Source organism: Exiguobacterium alkaliphilum 12/1 (assembly GCF_000714435.1).
GTDB classification, from domain to species: domain Bacteria; phylum Bacillota; class Bacilli; order Exiguobacteriales; family Exiguobacteriaceae; genus Exiguobacterium; species Exiguobacterium alkaliphilum.
The window spans coordinates 14247-30852 of the sequence record NZ_JJMW01000044.1; the positions used below are offsets into that span (position 1 = coordinate 14247).

The 16606-nt window shown below is 53.4% G+C and carries 17 protein-coding genes; 11 read left to right on the forward strand and 6 right to left on the reverse strand.

Going from position 1 to position 16606, the window contains the following annotated elements:
* Nucleotides 1-40: 40 nt before the first annotated feature.
* Nucleotides 41-277: a hypothetical protein gene (locus tag RT52_RS10590; protein ID WP_051690340.1), complete on the reverse strand. Its 237-nt coding sequence runs from the start codon at nucleotides 275-277 to the stop codon at nucleotides 41-43.
* Nucleotides 278-419: 142 nt separating this feature from the next.
* Here RT52_RS10590 and RT52_RS10595 point away from each other — a divergent pair, with 142 nt between their 5' ends.
* The 4 genes from RT52_RS10595 to RT52_RS10610 all read left to right on the forward strand — a co-directional run bounded on the left by RT52_RS10595 (nucleotide 420) and on the right by RT52_RS10610 (nucleotide 6157).
* Nucleotides 420-2705, forward strand: a complete 2286-nt coding sequence (locus RT52_RS10595; RefSeq protein WP_245175519.1) for a bifunctional 2',3'-cyclic-nucleotide 2'-phosphodiesterase/3'-nucleotidase — start codon at nucleotides 420-422, stop codon at nucleotides 2703-2705.
* A 170-nt stretch (nucleotides 2706-2875) separates the two neighbouring features.
* Nucleotides 2876-4318 (forward strand): carbon starvation CstA family protein, encoded by a 1443-nt coding sequence (locus tag RT52_RS10600; protein WP_034817208.1) that lies wholly within the window; start codon nucleotides 2876-2878, stop codon nucleotides 4316-4318.
* A gap of 92 nt (nucleotides 4319-4410) precedes the next feature.
* Entirely contained in the window at nucleotides 4411-5082 is a 672-nt protein-coding gene (gene trhA / locus RT52_RS10605; RefSeq protein WP_034807041.1) for a PAQR family membrane homeostasis protein TrhA, read from the forward strand.
* 157 nt (nucleotides 5083-5239) lie between these two features.
* On the forward strand, nucleotides 5240-6157 hold the full coding sequence (locus RT52_RS10610; protein WP_034807043.1) for a proline dehydrogenase family protein: 918 nt from the start codon (nucleotides 5240-5242) through the stop codon (nucleotides 6155-6157).
* Nucleotides 6158-6276: 119 nt separating this feature from the next.
* Here RT52_RS10610 and RT52_RS10615 read toward each other — a convergent pair whose 3' ends face one another.
* From RT52_RS10615 to RT52_RS10635, 5 genes are all read right to left on the reverse strand, one after another.
* Nucleotides 6277-6636, reverse strand: a complete 360-nt coding sequence (locus tag RT52_RS10615) for a hypothetical protein (protein ID WP_034817209.1) — start codon at nucleotides 6634-6636, stop codon at nucleotides 6277-6279.
* Between the two features lie 17 nt (nucleotides 6637-6653).
* On the reverse strand, nucleotides 6654-7067 hold the full coding sequence (locus tag RT52_RS10620; protein ID WP_034817210.1) for a hypothetical protein: 414 nt from the start codon (nucleotides 7065-7067) through the stop codon (nucleotides 6654-6656).
* A gap of 17 nt (nucleotides 7068-7084) precedes the next feature.
* Nucleotides 7085-7654, reverse strand: coding sequence for a YcxB family protein (locus RT52_RS10625; protein WP_034817211.1), 570 nt, complete (start codon nucleotides 7652-7654; stop codon nucleotides 7085-7087).
* 84 nt (nucleotides 7655-7738) lie between these two features.
* Nucleotides 7739-8293, reverse strand: a complete 555-nt coding sequence (locus RT52_RS10630) for a YcxB family protein (protein WP_034817213.1) — start codon at nucleotides 8291-8293, stop codon at nucleotides 7739-7741.
* Between the two features lie 129 nt (nucleotides 8294-8422).
* A complete protein-coding gene (locus tag RT52_RS10635) occupies nucleotides 8423-9325 on the reverse strand; it encodes an SDR family oxidoreductase (protein ID WP_034817215.1) in 903 nt (300 codons plus the stop codon).
* Between the two features lie 213 nt (nucleotides 9326-9538).
* On the opposite strand from RT52_RS10635, the gene RT52_RS10640 reads away from it, so the two are divergent.
* The 7 genes from RT52_RS10640 to gcvH all read left to right on the forward strand — a co-directional run bounded on the left by RT52_RS10640 (nucleotide 9539) and on the right by gcvH (nucleotide 16585).
* The gene (locus RT52_RS10640; RefSeq protein WP_034817217.1) at nucleotides 9539-11950 is read left to right on the forward strand and encodes a 3-hydroxyacyl-CoA dehydrogenase/enoyl-CoA hydratase family protein; all 2412 of its coding nucleotides are present in this window, start codon (nucleotides 9539-9541) and stop codon (nucleotides 11948-11950) included.
* Between the two features lie 19 nt (nucleotides 11951-11969).
* Nucleotides 11970-13142: an acetyl-CoA C-acetyltransferase gene (locus RT52_RS10645; protein ID WP_034817218.1), complete on the forward strand. Its 1173-nt coding sequence runs from the start codon at nucleotides 11970-11972 to the stop codon at nucleotides 13140-13142.
* 13 nt (nucleotides 13143-13155) lie between these two features.
* Nucleotides 13156-14940, forward strand: a complete 1785-nt coding sequence (locus RT52_RS10650) for an acyl-CoA dehydrogenase family protein (protein ID WP_034817220.1) — start codon at nucleotides 13156-13158, stop codon at nucleotides 14938-14940.
* Nucleotides 14941-15023: 83 nt separating this feature from the next.
* Nucleotides 15024-15569 (forward strand): hypothetical protein, encoded by a 546-nt coding sequence (locus tag RT52_RS10655; protein ID WP_051690341.1) that lies wholly within the window; start codon nucleotides 15024-15026, stop codon nucleotides 15567-15569.
* Entirely contained in the window at nucleotides 15562-15753 is a 192-nt protein-coding gene (locus RT52_RS16815; RefSeq protein WP_051690342.1) for a hypothetical protein, read from the forward strand. Before RT52_RS10655 ends, RT52_RS16815 begins: the two co-directional genes overlap by 8 nt.
* Before the next feature lie 46 nt (nucleotides 15754-15799).
* Complete coding sequence (locus tag RT52_RS10660) at nucleotides 15800-16162, forward strand: arsenate reductase family protein (RefSeq protein WP_034817222.1); 363 nt, start codon at nucleotides 15800-15802, stop codon at nucleotides 16160-16162.
* A 39-nt stretch (nucleotides 16163-16201) separates the two neighbouring features.
* Entirely contained in the window at nucleotides 16202-16585 is a 384-nt protein-coding gene (gene gcvH / locus RT52_RS10665) for a glycine cleavage system protein GcvH (protein WP_034817224.1), read from the forward strand.
* The last annotated feature ends 21 nt before the right edge of the window (nucleotides 16586-16606 follow it).

The window sequence follows — 16606 nt, forward strand, 5'->3', positions numbered from 1 at the left end:
TCAACTTCTCCGCTTGGAGTGGTTGAGCTTTTTCGTGTACCTATTCAGACGGGGTATAGATGCGGTCCGTATCCGTGTCTAGGACGAAATCGATGCTCATCTCGTCTGAACAAGGAATCCGATCAAAGCGATGGAGCCGACAAAACATGTCCGGAAAGTCTTGTATATCCGTCACCCCGTTTTTCGTTTGTCGATACATTTCCCTTACTCTCTGTTTGGAGCACTTCTTTCCGCTCAAGTAAACGCTCCCCCAATAGCCATCGATTTCAATAATCAACGAGATCCCTCTCCTCGCAAATAATGTACTTTCATCTTAGTCTAAATCTCCGTCAAGTTTTACAAAAAATAATGGTGACGTTTACAAACGGGTGGTATAGTGAAGGAGGTTAGGCCATTTTTTGTAAAAAGGGGAAATAAACATGAAAACAGCCTTGAAATGGACGATTGCGACGGCACTCGTATTGCCGGCGACGTTACCGCTGCACGCACCGAACGTACTCGCGTCAGAGGACGTCGTGAAGCTCCGCTTCCTAGAGACGACGGATCTACATACGAACATCACGAACTACGACTATTTCCAAGACAAAGTCGACAACACGATCGGCTTGACGAAAGTCGCGACGCTTATCAAACAGCACCGCGCGGAAGCTGGGGCAGACAACACGTTCCTGTTCGATAACGGGGATACGATTCAAGGGACACCGTTCGGCGATTACGTGCGGGAAGTGCACCAAAACAACCCGGGCACGTTCGAGCACCCGATGTACAAGGCGATGGCGGCACTTGATTATGATGCGGTCACACTCGGGAACCACGAGTTCAACTTCGGACTCGAGTTTTTGTATGACGTGATGGAAGGGTCGAAAGGGAAGCTTCGTTTCGTCACCTCGAACGTCAAGGATTTAGAAGGGAATCCAATCGTGTCGAAGTTCAACGTTGACGGACAAGAGGTCCAAATCATCGAGCGGACGGTCACGGATACGGACGGGGAGACCCATACGATTAAAGTCGGTGTGTTCGGCGTCGTGCCACCGAAAATCATGTCATGGGACTCGGGGAACCTGCAAGGCCGCGTGACGGCGGAGAACATCATCCCGTCGGCCCGCGAAGCCGTCAGTAAATTGAAAGCACAAGGCGCGGACGTCGTCGTCGCCCTCGCGCACTCAGGAATCGGCGAAAGCGCCGCCCTCGCTGACGAGCAACGTGACGACGAAGAGAACGTCGGCTACGCCCTCACGAAAATCGATGGGCTCGACATGGTCATGACCGGTCACCAGCATGGACGCTTCCCGGACGCGAACGGTATGTTCGCATCGTTCCCGAACGTCGACATGGCGAAAGGGACGATTAACGGCAAGCCGGTCGTCATGGCGAACAACCAAGGGAAAGATTTAGGCGTCATCGACTTCGAACTCGAGAAAGTGGACGGGGCATGGCGTGTCCTCGATGCGACGGCCAAGCTCGACACGATTACGGCGAACACGCCGGTCGATGCCGAGATTCAAGCAATCATCGAAGACGACCACCGGGCCACGATCGAGTACATCAACCGTCCGGTCGGCGAGATTCAAGACGACATCCAAAGCTATTTCGCGCTCGTCCGTGACGATTCATCGGTGCAATTCGTGACGAACGCGCAGAAATGGTTCGTCGAGAAAGAGCTCGAGACGAACCCGGACCTCGCCCCGTATAAAGGGTTGCCACTCCTCTCGGCCGGTGCGCCGTTCAAGGCGGGCGGACGCGAGTTGACGGATGCGGGCTACTATACGAACATCCCGAAAGGTCAAATCGCGCTCAAGAACGTGGCGGACTTGTACGTCTATCCGAACACGCTCGAAGTCGTCAAAGTGACCGGGCAAGACGTCATGGACTGGCTCGAGATGTCGGCCGGGGCGTATAAAGAAGTGAAGGCGGACGGGGAACCGCTCTTGAACCTCGCGTTCCGCAGCTACAACTTCGACATCTTGGACGGATTGACGTATGAGATCGATGTGACGGGTCCAGCGAAATTCGATGTCGGCGGGAAACTCGTCAACGCTTCGGCGAACCGCGTGAAGAACGTCGAATATAACGGCAAGCCAATCACGATGGATCAAGAGTTCTTGGTCGCGACGAACAACTACCGCGCCGGATCGTCTTCGTTCCCAGGCCTTAACGGCGGCAACAGCATCGTTTATCGTTCGGCATACGAGACACGGAACGTCATTTCGGACTACATCATCGCCAGCCGTGGTGCCGTCGATTATAAAGCCGATGACAACTGGAAAGTCGTCGCCGACGCGAAACGCCTCGCGACGTTCGAGACGGCGGACGCTGGCAAGCAGTACGTCGACCTATACGAAGGCATCGAAGCGACCGACGCGACACGCGTTGATGCGGCCGGACGTCTCTTCCGTTCGTACACGATCGCACTCGATCCGGTGACGGAAGCCGAGCAAGTCGAGCTCGTCCTCTCGGTCGACACGATCAAGCCGGGTGCGAAAGCTGTGACGGGTGTCACGACGGCGAACGCGACCGTCACATTGAAAGACGGAAAGCACGTTCTCGCGACAACGAAAGCGAAAGCGGACGGCACGTATGCACTGTCTGTGAAACCGCTCAAGCTTCGCCAAACGGTGACGGTCGTCAGTGAACTCGACGGTCAAACGAAAGAAGAAACGAAAGTCGTCGGAGCCGGACATGTCGGTGTCCCGGCTCTTCGATAAGCAATGAATGAGCCCTCAGTTTTGAGGGCTTTATTTTGTGTCAAAAAAGTGAATGAAACCCCTTACATAAATTATGGAAGTGATATATAATCAACAATGTAATCGGTTACATAGGATATGTAAACCAATGGGCCAACGGGGCCACATACGTAATAAAGGGGACAGCAATCATGGTTACATTTTTTATCGCCATCGCGATCCTACTAATCGGGTATCGCATTTACGGCCGTTACGTCGAGAAGACGTTCGGCATCAAGGAAGAGCGGACGACGCCCGCTTACGCGTCACAGGACGGCATCGACTACGTGCCGATGGGCAAGAAACGGAACTCGATGATTCAGCTGTTGAACATCGCCGGCGTTGGGCCGATCTTCGGGCCGATCATGGGGGCGCTCTACGGCCCGGTCGCGTTCCTTTGGATCGTCTTCGGGTCAATCTTCGCCGGGGCCGTGCACGACTATTTGACAGGGATGATCTCGCTTCGTAACAACGGGGCGCACTTGCCGCAGCTCGCCGAGAAGTTCCTCGGCCGCTCGCTCCGCCATATCGTCAACGGGTTCGCCTTGCTCTTACTTCTCTTGGTCGGGACGGTGTTCGTCACGTCACCGAGTAACATGATTAACAACTTGTTCGGTGGGGACGCGTCGACGCTCATCTTCGTCATCTTCGCCATCTTCGCTTACTACATTTTGGCGACGCTCCTCCCAGTCGATAAAATCATCGGCCGCATCTACCCGTTCTTCGGTGCGCTCCTGTTGATTAGCGCCGTCGGCATCGGGGTCAGCCTGTTCGCACAAGGCTACAAGGTTCCAGAGATGTCACTGACGAACATGCATCCGGACGGCCTTCCGATTTGGCCGCTCCTCTTCTTCACGATCTCATGTGGGGCGCTCTCTGGCTTCCATGCGACCCAGTCGCCAATCATTTCGCGGACGACGATGAAAGAAAGCAACGGACGCTCGATCTTCTACGGCATGATGATCGTCGAAGCGGTCATCGCGATGGTATGGGCCGGTGCGGCCATGGCCATCTTCGAACCGGGGGAGCTTCTCGGGATGATTCAAGCGGGCACACCAGCGCTCGTCGTGCAAGAAGTGGCGACGCTCATGCTCGGTAGCATCGGCGGCACGCTCGCCATCCTCGGTGTCATCGTCTTGCCGATCACGTCCGGCGACACGGCGTTCCGTAGCGCCCGGATGATCATCGCCGACTACTTGAAAATCGCACAGAAGAAGTTCTCGTCACGCCTTTGGATCGCGCTTCCGCTCTTCGCCATCTCGTACGTCTTGACGAACATGGACTTCCAGATGCTCTGGCAGTACTTCAACTGGGCGAACCAGACGACGGCCGTCATCGCGCTATTCGTCGGGGCGATGTACTTGTACATCAAGGGACGCAATCACTACATCGCGCTCATCCCGGGCACGTTCATGCTGTATGCGGTCTGGTTCTATATCTTGACGGCGCCAATCGGCTTTAAGATGGACGGACCGATTCCGTACGTCATCGCCACGATTGGTACGATCACGTTGCTCGTCCTGTTCCACTTGCGCGCACGGGCGATGCGGGCACAGAACATGGAATGTGACGTTCCGGTGAAAGAAGTCGCATAACGAATCGACATGGGCCCTCGCGACCCATGTTTTTGTTTGCAACGAAATCGGGAAATGACCATACTAGAGGAATACAGAAAGGTGGGACCCGAATGGAACAAGAGAAGTTAAAAGAGATGCTCCATGCCGATACGCTCGGGGAAGAGATCGCGAGCGCCGTCACGCACGGTCTCGGGGTCATCTTCAGTATCGTCGCCCTCGTCTTACTCGTCATGAGTGCGACCGAGACGGGGAGCACATGGAACGTCATCGCGGTGAGCGTCTTCGGGGCGTCGATGATTTTACTGTACCTCTTCTCGACACTCATGCACGCGATCCCGCACCCGCGGGCGAAGCGTGTGCTTCAAGTGTTCGACCATGCGGGGATTTACTTACTCATCGCCGGGAGCTACACGCCGTTCGCGCTCGTCTCGCTTCAAGGCAGACTCGGTTGGACGCTCTTCGGCATCGTCTGGGGCGTCGCCATTCTCGGCATCGTCTGGAAGCTCTTTTCGACAGGGAAATACATGTGGGTATCGAACGTGACGTATCTTGGCCTCGGTTGGATTTGCATCATCGCGATTCGCCCGCTCTATGAGTCGCTCGGCCATACCGGGTTCATGTTGCTCCTCGCCGGTGGGATCGCCTATTCGGTCGGGATCGTGTTTTACGTATGGCAGAAGCTACCGTTCAACCATGCGATTTGGCACTTGTTCGTCCTTGCCGGAAGTGTGTTCATTTTCCTCAGCATTTTGCTATACGTCGCGCCGACGACACACCTATGAAACGGACGTCCGAAAGGGCGTCTGTTTTTTTGAAAAGTTGGGCAATAAACTGCTGGAAACGGTTACAAAAATACAGACGAATGGACGTTTGTATGTCATAATAATTTCAGACATCGTCATAGAGATAGATGGGTGTAAACGTAAGGGGGAAAAGCAGATGGAAAAAGTGTTGCGCGATGGATTTATTTACATGTCTCAAAACAAAACACTCAACAGTTTGGCTAAAAAATACGGACTTCGGTTCGGTGCTTCACGCTTTGTGGCGGGGGAAGATTTCAAGACGTCGGTTCCGACGATTCGCGAATTGAACGCGAAAGGATTGTCGGTCACGGTCGACCATTTGGGGGAGTTCATCACGACGGTCGAGGAAGCGACCGAAAATCGGGATGAGATTATTCGGGCGATCGAGATCATGGCAGAAGAGAAACTCGACGCATACATGTCGCTCAAGCTGACGTCACTCGGGTTTGATATTTCCGACGAGTTGATTGAAGACAACATGCGTCAAATCTTGACGGCGGCGCAAGCCGTCGGTGTGTTCGTCGCCATCGACATGGAAGACGAGCCGCGCTGCGAGAAGACGCTCGAGTTGTTCAAGAAATTGAAAACAGACTTCGAGGGCCTCGGGACGGTCATCCAGTCGTACTTGTACCGTTCAGAGGATGACATCAACCATCTCGCACCACTCAAGCCGAACCTTCGCATCGTCAAAGGGGCGTACAAAGAGCCGGCGACGGTCGCCTTCCCAGAGAAAGAAGACGTCGATCACAACTATTTGAAGCTCGTCAAACTCCATCTCGCGAACGGGAACTACGCCTCGATCGCGACTCATGACGACCACATGATCGATGCCATCATCGAGCATGTGAAACTGAACGACATTCCGCTCGACCAGTTCGAGTTCCAAATGCTGTACGGCATCCGCGTCGAGCGTCAACTCGAGCTCGTCCGCCAAGGCTATAAAGTCCGTGTCTACGTGCCATACGGCCGTGACTGGTACGGCTACTTCATGCGCCGCCTCGCGGAACGTCCGGCGAACGTGGCGTTCGTGTTAAAAGGCATGGTGAAAAAATAAAATGAGCACGAACGTCCGTTGCGGGCGTTCGTGCTTTTTGATGTGTGATTTATTATCGGAGGAGACTGATTCGCCCTTTGAAGAAGGTCGGATCGTTCGACATCAATGGATTCTCCTCTTTACTCGATATCAGGAAGCGGATGCTCTTCTAAGTCAAATTCATAGATTGGATCGATACATTTTAAGACGGCAACGATTCCGTTATTGTATCCTGTCATGGTCTCTTGTTCATGCATATCTTGGAACTCATTATTATCGAACTTTTGAGCAAGTGTTTTTAGCAAACGAAGATACTTCTCTAGAAACTCATCTTCCTTCATTTCCTTCATGTCATGCATCATCTCACGATAAGCAGCTAGTTCACCTTTGTCACTATTTTCAAAATCATTTTGATTGGATATTGGATTCGTTTTGGTGAACTGTATTTTTCGTTCAACAATATCCATCAATGTGAAATGTGTCAGGTTTCTATTTTTCATAACGATGACCTTTCCTTCTATTCGTTCTCGTTCACCCAAAATTCTGGACCGATTTGATCGGACAGCCAAAAGAAAAGCTCTTTCTCGGATTCAGGATTCACATCTTGCAAAACACCTGGTGTAAACAGATACTGTTTATTTTGAATGAACACGTCTCGGATGTAATCGGTCATATGATACGGACCATATCCGTAAGAAGTATTCACGTCTCGCGGAGGGTTTTCTTCCATGCGAACGTACATATGTGCTTGGGCTAAAAATGTAAACATTCGCGCGAGGGCGAGATAGCCTTCCGCGTTGCCTACGAAGTTGACGCCTGACTCGTTCAAATTGATTTCCATCTTGGCATCATGGTCAAAGTGAGGATCGAACTCTAACATGTCTTCGTTGTGCTCTTCTTCATGCTCGTCGTCATAATGCTGATCATTCATAAAATCCCCTCCATATACTAAAGTCGTCCGTTTATCGATGTCGATAGATGTGTTTCGAGTATCCGGTCGATTTCAGTTTGTTCGACTTCCGTGACCCCGTCTTTCGCTTTCGGGATAATCAGGGCTTCATCTTCTTCGTAATAGAGGAAACGATGCGTCTCATCCTCATTCACTTTGAGAATAGACGTCCAAGGGACTTGAGTCGTTCGACTAATATTGCCACGAACAGCATGCATCTCAATGTAGGTGTCATGAAATTGAAGCGTGACGTCCGTCGGCGATACATAATCTTTAGTAACTAGACGACGAATTTGCCGGAGGACGATTGGGGCATATAAATCCTTCAATAACGGTCTGAGCAACAGTGCAAACAAAAACCCTACACCGATTACAGTGAGTAGAAATAAAGAAAACGACTGAGGGCGTGGAAAAACAAACATTGTAGCTAAATATCCGAGTAAGAGTGCAGGGGCATTCATAAAGATCAACCATAAGTTGCGGCTTTTCCTATGTTGAGTTGAATGGTGAATCATGTCCTCTTGAAATGATAGAAAATCTTCAAGCGTCATTTTATACGTGGTAATCATTTAAGGTACTCCTTTTTCATTCAGTCATGTGCGTGTATGTCCGAGAAGCATTGGACCATGTGTGTCTTTACGTGACATCGATCATTAGAGTGTGATATTTAAGTTTTGTTGCAATAAGTGATTGATCTTAGTTTGCTCCGTCTCGCTTAACGTATGGTGTCGCTTCGGGACAACGATCGTTTCTCTTGATTCAACATATAGATAATGATTTGTCTCATCTTCACTCACTCGTTCAATCGCTTCCCATGCGACTTGAAGCCGCTTAGTCACATTGTTATGAAGTGATTTACGCTCAATCCCGTGCTCATTAATGTACAACGTAGTGTCACGAGGCCATTTTGTTTCTAGTTTAAGTAAATGGCGGAGTTGCCAAAGGATGATGTTTCCATACGCTTTTTTTAAGAGCGGGAACAATAACAACGCTAAGAATAAACTGGAACCGATGGCGAGTCCGAGGAACAGCGAGACAGAAAGCGTTTGAGGTAACAAAAGGATGGCGAGCAAGAATCCCCATGACACCGTAAGCAGCATCAATATAATCGTAGTGTGTCTCGCTCTTCTTTTATGGTAATCGGAATTTTCGATGAAGTTTTTTTGGACGGCGAAAAAATCATCTTTTGTTAAAAGAAAATGAATCATCAAATGTGGGCTCCTGTCTGTCGTATATTGGTCTAAGCGACCGGACGAATTCCTGCAGACAACGTTAACATAGTTTGGTTTTATTTTCCATGAAAAAAGGCCCAGTGATGAACTGGGCCAGTTACTAGATTATCCGTTCACGACCGTTCCGCCGTTGACGTGGATGACTTGTCCACTGACGTACGTCGAGTCGTCACTTGCGAGATAGACGTAGGCCGGGGCGAGTTCCGCCGGTTGGCCCGGACGCTTCATCTCGGCCGAGTCTCCGAACGAGGCGACTTTGTCCGCTGGGAACGTCGCCGGGATGAGCGGTGTCCAAATCGGACCAGGTGCGACACCGTTCACGCGAATCTTCTTCTCGGCGAGGTTGCTCGCGAGTGCGCGTGTGAACGATGTGATCGCCCCTTTCGTCGACGAGTAGTCGATCAATTGGTCGTTCCCTTGATACGCTGTGATCGATGTCGTGTTGATGATGCTCGCGCCTTCGTTCAAATACGGGAGGGCGGCTTTCGTCAAATAGAACATGCTGAAGATGTTCGTCCGGAACGTCTGCTCGAGCTGCTCGTCCGAGATGTCGAGGAGCGACTCTTGTGGATGTTGCTCGGCGGCGTTATTGACGAGGATGTCCAAATGACCGAACGTCTCGAGCGCCTGTTTGACGACGTCTTGGCAAAACGCCGAGTCGCCGACGTCCCCTTGAAGTAAGAGACACGCTTGACCGAGTTCTTCGATCCGCTCTTTCGTCGCCTCGGCGTCCTCGAGCTCGTTTTGATCTTTATAGACGATGACCGAGTTCGCACCTTCATGGGCGAAGAAGATGGCGACCGATTTCCCGATTCCGGAGTCGCCGCCTGTGATGATGGCGACTTTATCTTTTAACTTCTCGCTTCCTTTATATCCTTCACGCTCATAGATGGGGAACGGCTCCATCTTCGAGTCGATTCCCGGCTGATGGGATTGCTCTTGGCCGTCCTTCTTGAACGATTCAAAATCTTTTCGACTTCCGACTGTGTTTAAACGATTGTCACGCATGTGTACATTCCCCTTTCTAAAATTGACTCTTTGTGTCTATACCACTCAACTCAAAAACTAATCGTTATTTCGTGAAATGGAATGAATTTGAAAAATGCGGGCTTGCGAATGAATGTTCATTCATTTATGATAGAAGAGTAAACACGATGGTGATTGCGATTTTTTTTACGCTTGAAATGAATCACTATTCATTCTCATTGAGGGGGGAACAATATGACGAGTCACATCGAACAATCAGCCGACCTCCGTTTGACGAGCAACATTCGTTTTGCGGTCGTCATCGGTTCAGGAGTAATGGGGGCGGGGATTGCGGCTCACTTGGCGAACGCGGGGATTCGTTCGCTCATGCTCGACATCGTACCACGGGAATTGACGGCGAAAGAAGAAGCGAAAGGGCTCACGCTCGAGTCACCGGAAGTGCGGAACCGTATCGCATCCGAGAACCGTCAGAAGCTGTTGAAGCAAAACCCGGCACCGCTCGCGACACCGGAACACTTGAACTTCATCGACGTCGGCAACTTAGAAGATGATCTCGAGCGCTTGAAGGAAGCCGACTGGGTCATCGAAGTCGTCGTCGAACGGCTCGACGTGAAGCAACAGCTGTTCGAAAAAATCGCACCTTACATCCGTGAAGACGCGGTACTCAGCTCGAACACGTCCGGCATCTCAATCGAGGCGATGGCGAGCGTGTTGCCGGAAGGCTTGAAGACACGTTTCCTCGGGACGCACTTCTTCAACCCACCACGTTACTTGAAATTGCTCGAACTCATCCCGACGGAGAAGACGGCGCGCCCGGTCATCGACTTCATGGCCCGCTTCGCCGAGGACCGTCTCGGGAAAGGTGTCGTCGAGGCGAAAGACACGCCAAACTTTATCGGGAACCGCATCGGTACGTACGGTCTCCTCGTCACGTTCGAAGAGATGCTCAAACAGAACGCCTCGATCGGTGAGATGGACTCGATCACCGGACCGCTCATCGGTCGCCCGAAATCAGCGACGTTCCGTACGCTTGACGTCGTCGGCATCGACACGTTCGTCCACGTCGCCGGAAACGTCTTCGAGACGCTCGAATCGGGCGAAGAGAAGGACACGTTCGACGTCCCGACGGAGATGAAGACGCTCGTCGAGAAAGGCTGGATCGGACAGAAGGCCGGCCAAGGGTTCTATAAGAAAGACGGCAAAGTCATCCAAGAACTCAATCTCCAGACGTTCGAGTACGAACAATTGAAAGCGATTACAGGTCCGGAACTCGACCAAATCAAGTCACTCCCGGGCTCGAAAGCGAAGTTGAAAGGTGCCATCTTGAACAAAGGACGCATCGGACAACTGCTCTGGCCGGTGACAGCGAAGACACTCGTCTACTCGGCTCGCCTCACAGGCGAGATCAGCGACACGATTGTCGCCATCGACGACGCCATGAAGTGGGGCTTCGGCTGGAAGTTCGGCCCGTTCGAGACGTGGGACGCGCTCGGCGTCGAGAAGTCGGTCGCCCGCATGAAAGAACAAGGTTACGACGTCCCGGCGTGGGTCGACGAGATGCTCGCTGCCGGACACACTTCCTTCTATAAAGGGGACCAGTATTACGACCAAGCGTCTCAGACGTACGTCGAGAAGACCGTCAACCCGAAAGAAGTGAAACTCGCACCGCTCGCCAAGTCGAACGGCGTCGTGCTCGAGAACGGTGGGGCCCGCCTCATCGACATCGGCGACGATGTCGTCGCACTCGAGTTCACGTCACCGAACAATGCGATTGGTGTCGACATCATGCAGATGATCGAGCAGTCCATCGACCTCGTCGAGACCGACTTCAAAGGACTCGTCCTCGCCAACGACGGCAAGAACTTCTGCGTCGGGGCTAACCTCGCGATGATGCTCATGGAAGCGGAAGACGAGAACTGGTACGAGCTCGACTGGATCATCAACAAGTTCCAACAAGTCGTCCAAAAGATTCGCTACGCCGCTCGCCCGGTCGTCGTCGCGCCATACGGTATGACGCTCGGCGGCGGGACGGAAATCAGCTTGCCGGCCGCACGCATGCAGACGGCGCTCGAGACGTACATGGGTCTCGTCGAAGTCGGCGTCGGCCTCATCCCAGGCGGCGGCGGGAACGTCAACACGTATCGTCGTTTCTTGGAGCAGACACCGAAGGCGATGCAAAACATCGAGAAAGCGGCGCAACAGACGTTCGAGAACGTCGCCATGGCGAAAGTGTCGAAATCGGCGTTTGACGCCAAGACGCTCGGCTATCACCGTGCGGTCGATGGCATCTCGATGAACCGCGACCACTTGACGTTCGATGCGAAACAGACGGTGCTCGGTCTCTACGACGGCTACACGGCACCGGTTCGTGAGAAGTTACCGGTCGTCGGACAGACGGGGAAAGCGACGCTCGAACTCGCGGCGTACGAGATGTTCTATGGCGGCTATATCTCCGAGCATGATTTGAAAATTGCGAAAAAACTCGCCCACGTCATCAGCGGCGGCGATTTGGCATACGGCACGATGGTCGACGAGCAATACTTCCTCGACATCGAGCGCGAGGCGTTCTTAAGCCTCATCGGGGAACCGAAATCGCAGCAACGGATGCAACATATGCTCGTCAAAGGCAAGCCACTTCGGAACTGACAAAAGGGGGATTTCACAGATGAGGGAAGCAGTCATCGTGGCCGGCGCACGAACGCCGGTCGGAAAAGCAAAACGGGGGTCGTTCCGAAACGTCCGCTCGGATGAACTCGCGGGTCACGCGATTAAAGCGACGCTCGAGCGGTCCGGCTACAAAGGGCCCATCGACGACGTCATCATGGGCTGTGCGATGCCAGAAGCCGAGCAAGGGATGAACATCGCCCGCTATGCGGCGGTTCGCGGCGGTTTGTCTCACGAAGTGCCGGCCATCACGATCAACCGTTACTGCTCGTCGGGGCTTCAAGCCATCGCCGACGCGGCAGCGAAAATCATGATCGGCCAAGCGACGGCAGTCATCGCCGGCGGCATGGAGTCGATGAGCCTCGTGCCGATGGGTGGACACATCATCCGTCCGAACCCGAACATCATGGAGACGGCACCAGAATACTACATGAGCATGGGCCATACGGCTGAACGAGTGGCAGCGGAATATAACATCTCGCGTGAGGACCAAGACCGGTTCGCCATCGATAGCCATCAAAAGGCAGCGGCGGCAATCGCCGGCGGCAAGTTCGAAGAAGAGATCGTCCCGGTGACGGTCATCGAGCACGTCCTCGGGGAAGACGGGAAAGTCGCGGAGCGCGAAGTCGTCGTCAAACACGATGAAGGCGTCCGTGCCGACTCGACCGTCGAGGCGCTCGGTAAGTTGCGCCCGGCCTTCAAAATCAAAGGTTCGGTGACGGCGGGGAACGCGTCCCAAGTGTCAGACGGCGCTGCGGCTGTGCTCGTCATGGAGCGCGAAGAAGCGGAGCGACAAGGCTTGAAACCGATGGCGAAGTTCCTCTCGTTCGCGGTCGGCGGGGTCCGTCCGGAAGTGATGGGAATCGGTCCGGTCGTCGCCATCCCGAAAGCGCTCGAGATGGCCGGCGTGAAGCTCGAGGAAGTCGGACTGTTCGAATTGAACGAGGCGTTCGCGAGCCAATCGCTCGGCGTCATCCGTGAACTCGGCATCGACCCGTCGAAAGTGAACGTCAACGGCGGCGCGATCGCCCTTGGGCATCCGCTCGGTTGCACGGGTGCGAAACTTTCGGTCTCAATCTTGCACGAGATGAAACGACGCAATGAAAAGTATGGGGTTGTGACGATGTGCATCGGTGGCGGTATGGGTGCTGCTGGCGTCTTCGAATTACTATAAGGGGGAATTGACTATGGAACGGACAGAACACGAATTGATTAAAGGCGGTAGCTTCGTCATCGACGCACTCGACGCGGAGCGTCTCTTCACACCGGAAGACTTCTCAGACGAGCACAAGATGATTGGCGACACGACGGCGAGTTTCGTCGACGACCGTGTCATGCCTGTCCTCGGACGCATCGAGAAGCACGAGTTCGATCTCTCGGTCGAGCTGTTGAAAGAAGCGGGCGAGCTCGGCCTTCTCGGCGCGGACGTGCCGGAAGAGTACGGCGGCTATCAGCTCGATAAAATCTCGTCATCGATTATCACGGAACGCTTCGCCAAAGCGCGTTCGTTCGCCCTCAGCTACGGTGCCCACGTCGGCATCGGGACGCTCCCGATCGTCTTCTTCGGGACGGAAGAGCAAAAGCATAAGTACTTGCCGAAGCTCGCGACCGGTGAATGGATCGCCGCCTACGCCCTCACAGAGCCAGGCTCAGGGTCGGACGCACTCGGTGCCAAGTCGACGGCCGTCTTGAACGAGGCCGGCACGCACTACGTGTTGAACGGGGAGAAGCAATGGATCACGAACGCCGGGTTCGCGAACGTCTTCGTCGTCTACGCGAAAATCGACGGCGACAAGTTCAGCGCCTTCATCGTCGAGCGTGACTTCAACGGCGTCTCGACCGGCGCCGAAGAACAGAAGATGGGGATTAAAGGCTCATCGACACGGACGCTCATCTTAGAAGACGTCGAAGTGCCGGTCGACAACCTCCTCGGTGAGATCGGCAAAGGCCACGTCATCGCCTTCAACATCTTGAACGTCGGACGCTACAAACTTGCCGTCGGTGCGGTCGGTTCGTCGAAACGTGCGTTCGATCTCTCGGTCCAGTACGCGAACGAACGCAAACAGTTCAAGACGCCGATCAGCCAGTTCCCGCTCATCCAAGAAAAACTCGCGACGATGGCGGCGAACATTTACGCGATGGAGAGCTCAGTCTACCGGACGGGCGGCTTGTTCCAAGACAGCCTCGACGCCCTCGGCGACGACAACATGCGTGACGGCTCGAAAGTCGCACAAGCGATTGCCGAGTATGCGATCGAGTGTTCACTCAACAAAGTGTTCGCCTCGGAGACGTTCGACTACGTCGTCGACGAAGCGGTCCAAATCCACGGCGGTTACGGCTTCATGACCGAGTATGAGGTCGAGAACTTGTACCGTGACTCACGGATCAACCGCATCTTCGAAGGGACGAACGAAATCAACCGGTTGATCGTGCCGGGCACGCTCCTCAAGAAAGCGATGAAAGGCGACTTGCCGCTCCTCGCCGAAGCGCAGAAGCTCCAAAAAGAGCTCATGAGCTACATGCCGCAAGAACTCGACGGCTCACCGCTCGCGCGTGAGAAGATGTTGCTTTCGAACATGAAGAAAATCAACTTGATGATCGCGGGCACGGCCGTCCAGAAGTACCAGCAAAACCTCCAGAACGAGCAAGAGATTCTCGCGAAGATCGCCGACATCATCAGCGCCATCTACGCGCTCGAGGCGGCCATCGCCCGGACGGACAAAGCGATCGGCCGTACCGGCGCCGAGAAGAACCAGCAGAAAGTCCGTTACACGGAAATCTTCGCCGAGCAAGTGTTCAAGCAAGTCGAGCTCATGGCGAAAGAAGTATTGTACGCAGCTTCGTCTGGCGACGAGCAACGCATGCTTCTCTCGGCAATGAAGAAATTCAGCCGCTATCAGCCGATCAACGTCATCGGCACGAAGCGCGAAGTCGCAGCGAGCCTCATCAAAGCGAACAAGTTTATCGTCTAAACGTAAAGCAGGGTCGGCCGGACGCGGTCGACTCTTTCTTTTTGGCCGAGCTAAACCGTACAATGAGGTCAGGAGGGATGTTCATGAGACGAAATGACTTGTTGGAACGGATGGAAGAAATCGGGCGCGCGGTCGCCGAATATGACGGGACGCTCATGCTGCTCGCGCTCGGCTCAATCGGCCTTGAGACGGACCGGCTCGATGAGTACTCGGACCTTGATTTCTTTTTGATCGTCGAGGACGGACAGAAGGGTCGTTTCATCGACAATTTGGATTGGTTAGAAGTCGCACCGTTCGCCTATCAGTTCCAAAACACGAAAGACGGGCACAAAGTCATGTATGCGGACGGGATTTACGCCGAGTTCGCTGTATTCGACTTGCCTGAGATGCCTGCGATTGCCTACACCCCGGGACGCATCGTTTGGCAACGGGATGAGGCGCTCGAGGCGTTCGCGACGCCGAAAATCGTCACACCGGCGACGGATGTCTCACATTGCTATGAAGAGGCGCTGACGAACCTGTATGTCGGCCTGCTTCGCGAGCGGCGAGGGGAACGGCTTGCAGGATTCGAGCTCATTCAAGTGTCGGCCGTCAATAACGTCTTGAAGGCACACAGGGGAGATGAGTGACCCGTTCAATCCGACCCGGCGCGTGGAAGTTCAACATCCTGAAATGATCGCGTTCCTCGAGCGAGCGGTGCTCGGATATGGACGTTCCGTCGAGGCGGCCGCCTACATCCTCGCATATATCAAAGAACGTCACCCGGTCAACGCGACGCTGAAGCGGGAAATTGACCGGTTACTTCAGACGTGAAGTCAAGAAACGAGATATGCTACATTAACAGAAGAGGTGATGAACAATGGTGACACTATACGGCTATCCACCGTGCAGCACATGCAAGAAAGCAGAGAAATGGTTGAAAGAGAACGACGTGGCCTATACATACGTCCATATCGTCGAGGCGACGCCGTCGAAAGACGAGTTGACCGAGCTGTGGAAACAGTCAGGGCTCCCGCTCAAAAAGTTTTTCAATACGAGCGGACAAGTGTATCGCAACGAAGGCATTAAAGATCAGTTACCGAACTTATCAGAAGACGAACAACTCGAGCTCCTTGCAAGCAATGGTATGCTTTTGAAGCGTCCGATTGTGACAGACGGGGAAAAAACGACAGTCGGATTTTCGGAAAAGTCGTTTACAGACGTTTGGGGCGAAGTGCTATAATACACGTGTGAGTCTAATTTATTTGAGGGGGAAGTTAGGATGAGCAAAGTACCTGCCAATTTACGTTATTCAAAAGAACACGAATGGGTTGAAGTGAACGGAAGTGTGGCCCGCATCGGGATCACGGACTTCGCACAGAGCGAACTCGGGGACATCGTCTTTGTCGAACTTCCTGAAGTCGGGGGCACGATTCTAATTGATGAGCCGTTCGGTTCGGTCGAATCGGTCAAGACGGTGTCGGAGCTTTACGCACCGGTCTCTGGTAAAATCACAGCGGTCAACGAGTCGCTCGCGGATTCGCCAGAACTCGTGAACGAAGCACCGTTCGAAGGCGCTTGGATGATTGAAGTCGAGTTGAACGACGCGTCAGACGTTGACAAGCTCATGACAGCCGAAGAATACGAAGCGATGATTCAAGGCTAAACAAAACCCGGTTTCTCTTCA

Coding starts and splice junctions, on each gene's coding strand:
- RT52_RS10615 (WP_034817209.1), bottom strand. CDS start 6,636: ATGAAAAATAGAAACCTGACACATTTCACATTGATGGATATTGTTGAA.
- RT52_RS10610 (WP_034807043.1), top strand. CDS start 5,240: ATGGAAAAAGTGTTGCGCGATGGATTTATTTACATGTCTCAAAACAAA.
- RT52_RS10640 (WP_034817217.1), top strand. CDS start 9,539: ATGACGAGTCACATCGAACAATCAGCCGACCTCCGTTTGACGAGCAAC.
- RT52_RS10595 (WP_245175519.1), top strand. CDS start 420: ATGAAAACAGCCTTGAAATGGACGATTGCGACGGCACTCGTATTGCCG.
- trhA (WP_034807041.1), top strand. CDS start 4,411: ATGGAACAAGAGAAGTTAAAAGAGATGCTCCATGCCGATACGCTCGGG.
- RT52_RS10660 (WP_034817222.1), top strand. CDS start 15,800: ATGGTGACACTATACGGCTATCCACCGTGCAGCACATGCAAGAAAGCA.
- RT52_RS10655 (WP_051690341.1), top strand. CDS start 15,024: ATGAGACGAAATGACTTGTTGGAACGGATGGAAGAAATCGGGCGCGCG.
- RT52_RS10630 (WP_034817213.1), bottom strand. CDS start 8,293: ATGATTCATTTTCTTTTAACAAAAGATGATTTTTTCGCCGTCCAAAAA.
- RT52_RS10600 (WP_034817208.1), top strand. CDS start 2,876: ATGGTTACATTTTTTATCGCCATCGCGATCCTACTAATCGGGTATCGC.
- RT52_RS10650 (WP_034817220.1), top strand. CDS start 13,156: ATGGAACGGACAGAACACGAATTGATTAAAGGCGGTAGCTTCGTCATC.
- RT52_RS16815 (WP_051690342.1), top strand. CDS start 15,562: ATGAGTGACCCGTTCAATCCGACCCGGCGCGTGGAAGTTCAACATCCT.
- RT52_RS10625 (WP_034817211.1), bottom strand. CDS start 7,654: ATGATTACCACGTATAAAATGACGCTTGAAGATTTTCTATCATTTCAA.
- gcvH (WP_034817224.1), top strand. CDS start 16,202: ATGAGCAAAGTACCTGCCAATTTACGTTATTCAAAAGAACACGAATGG.
- RT52_RS10645 (WP_034817218.1), top strand. CDS start 11,970: ATGAGGGAAGCAGTCATCGTGGCCGGCGCACGAACGCCGGTCGGAAAA.
- RT52_RS10620 (WP_034817210.1), bottom strand. CDS start 7,067: ATGAATGATCAGCATTATGACGACGAGCATGAAGAAGAGCACAACGAA.
- RT52_RS10635 (WP_034817215.1), bottom strand. CDS start 9,325: ATGCGTGACAATCGTTTAAACACAGTCGGAAGTCGAAAAGATTTTGAA.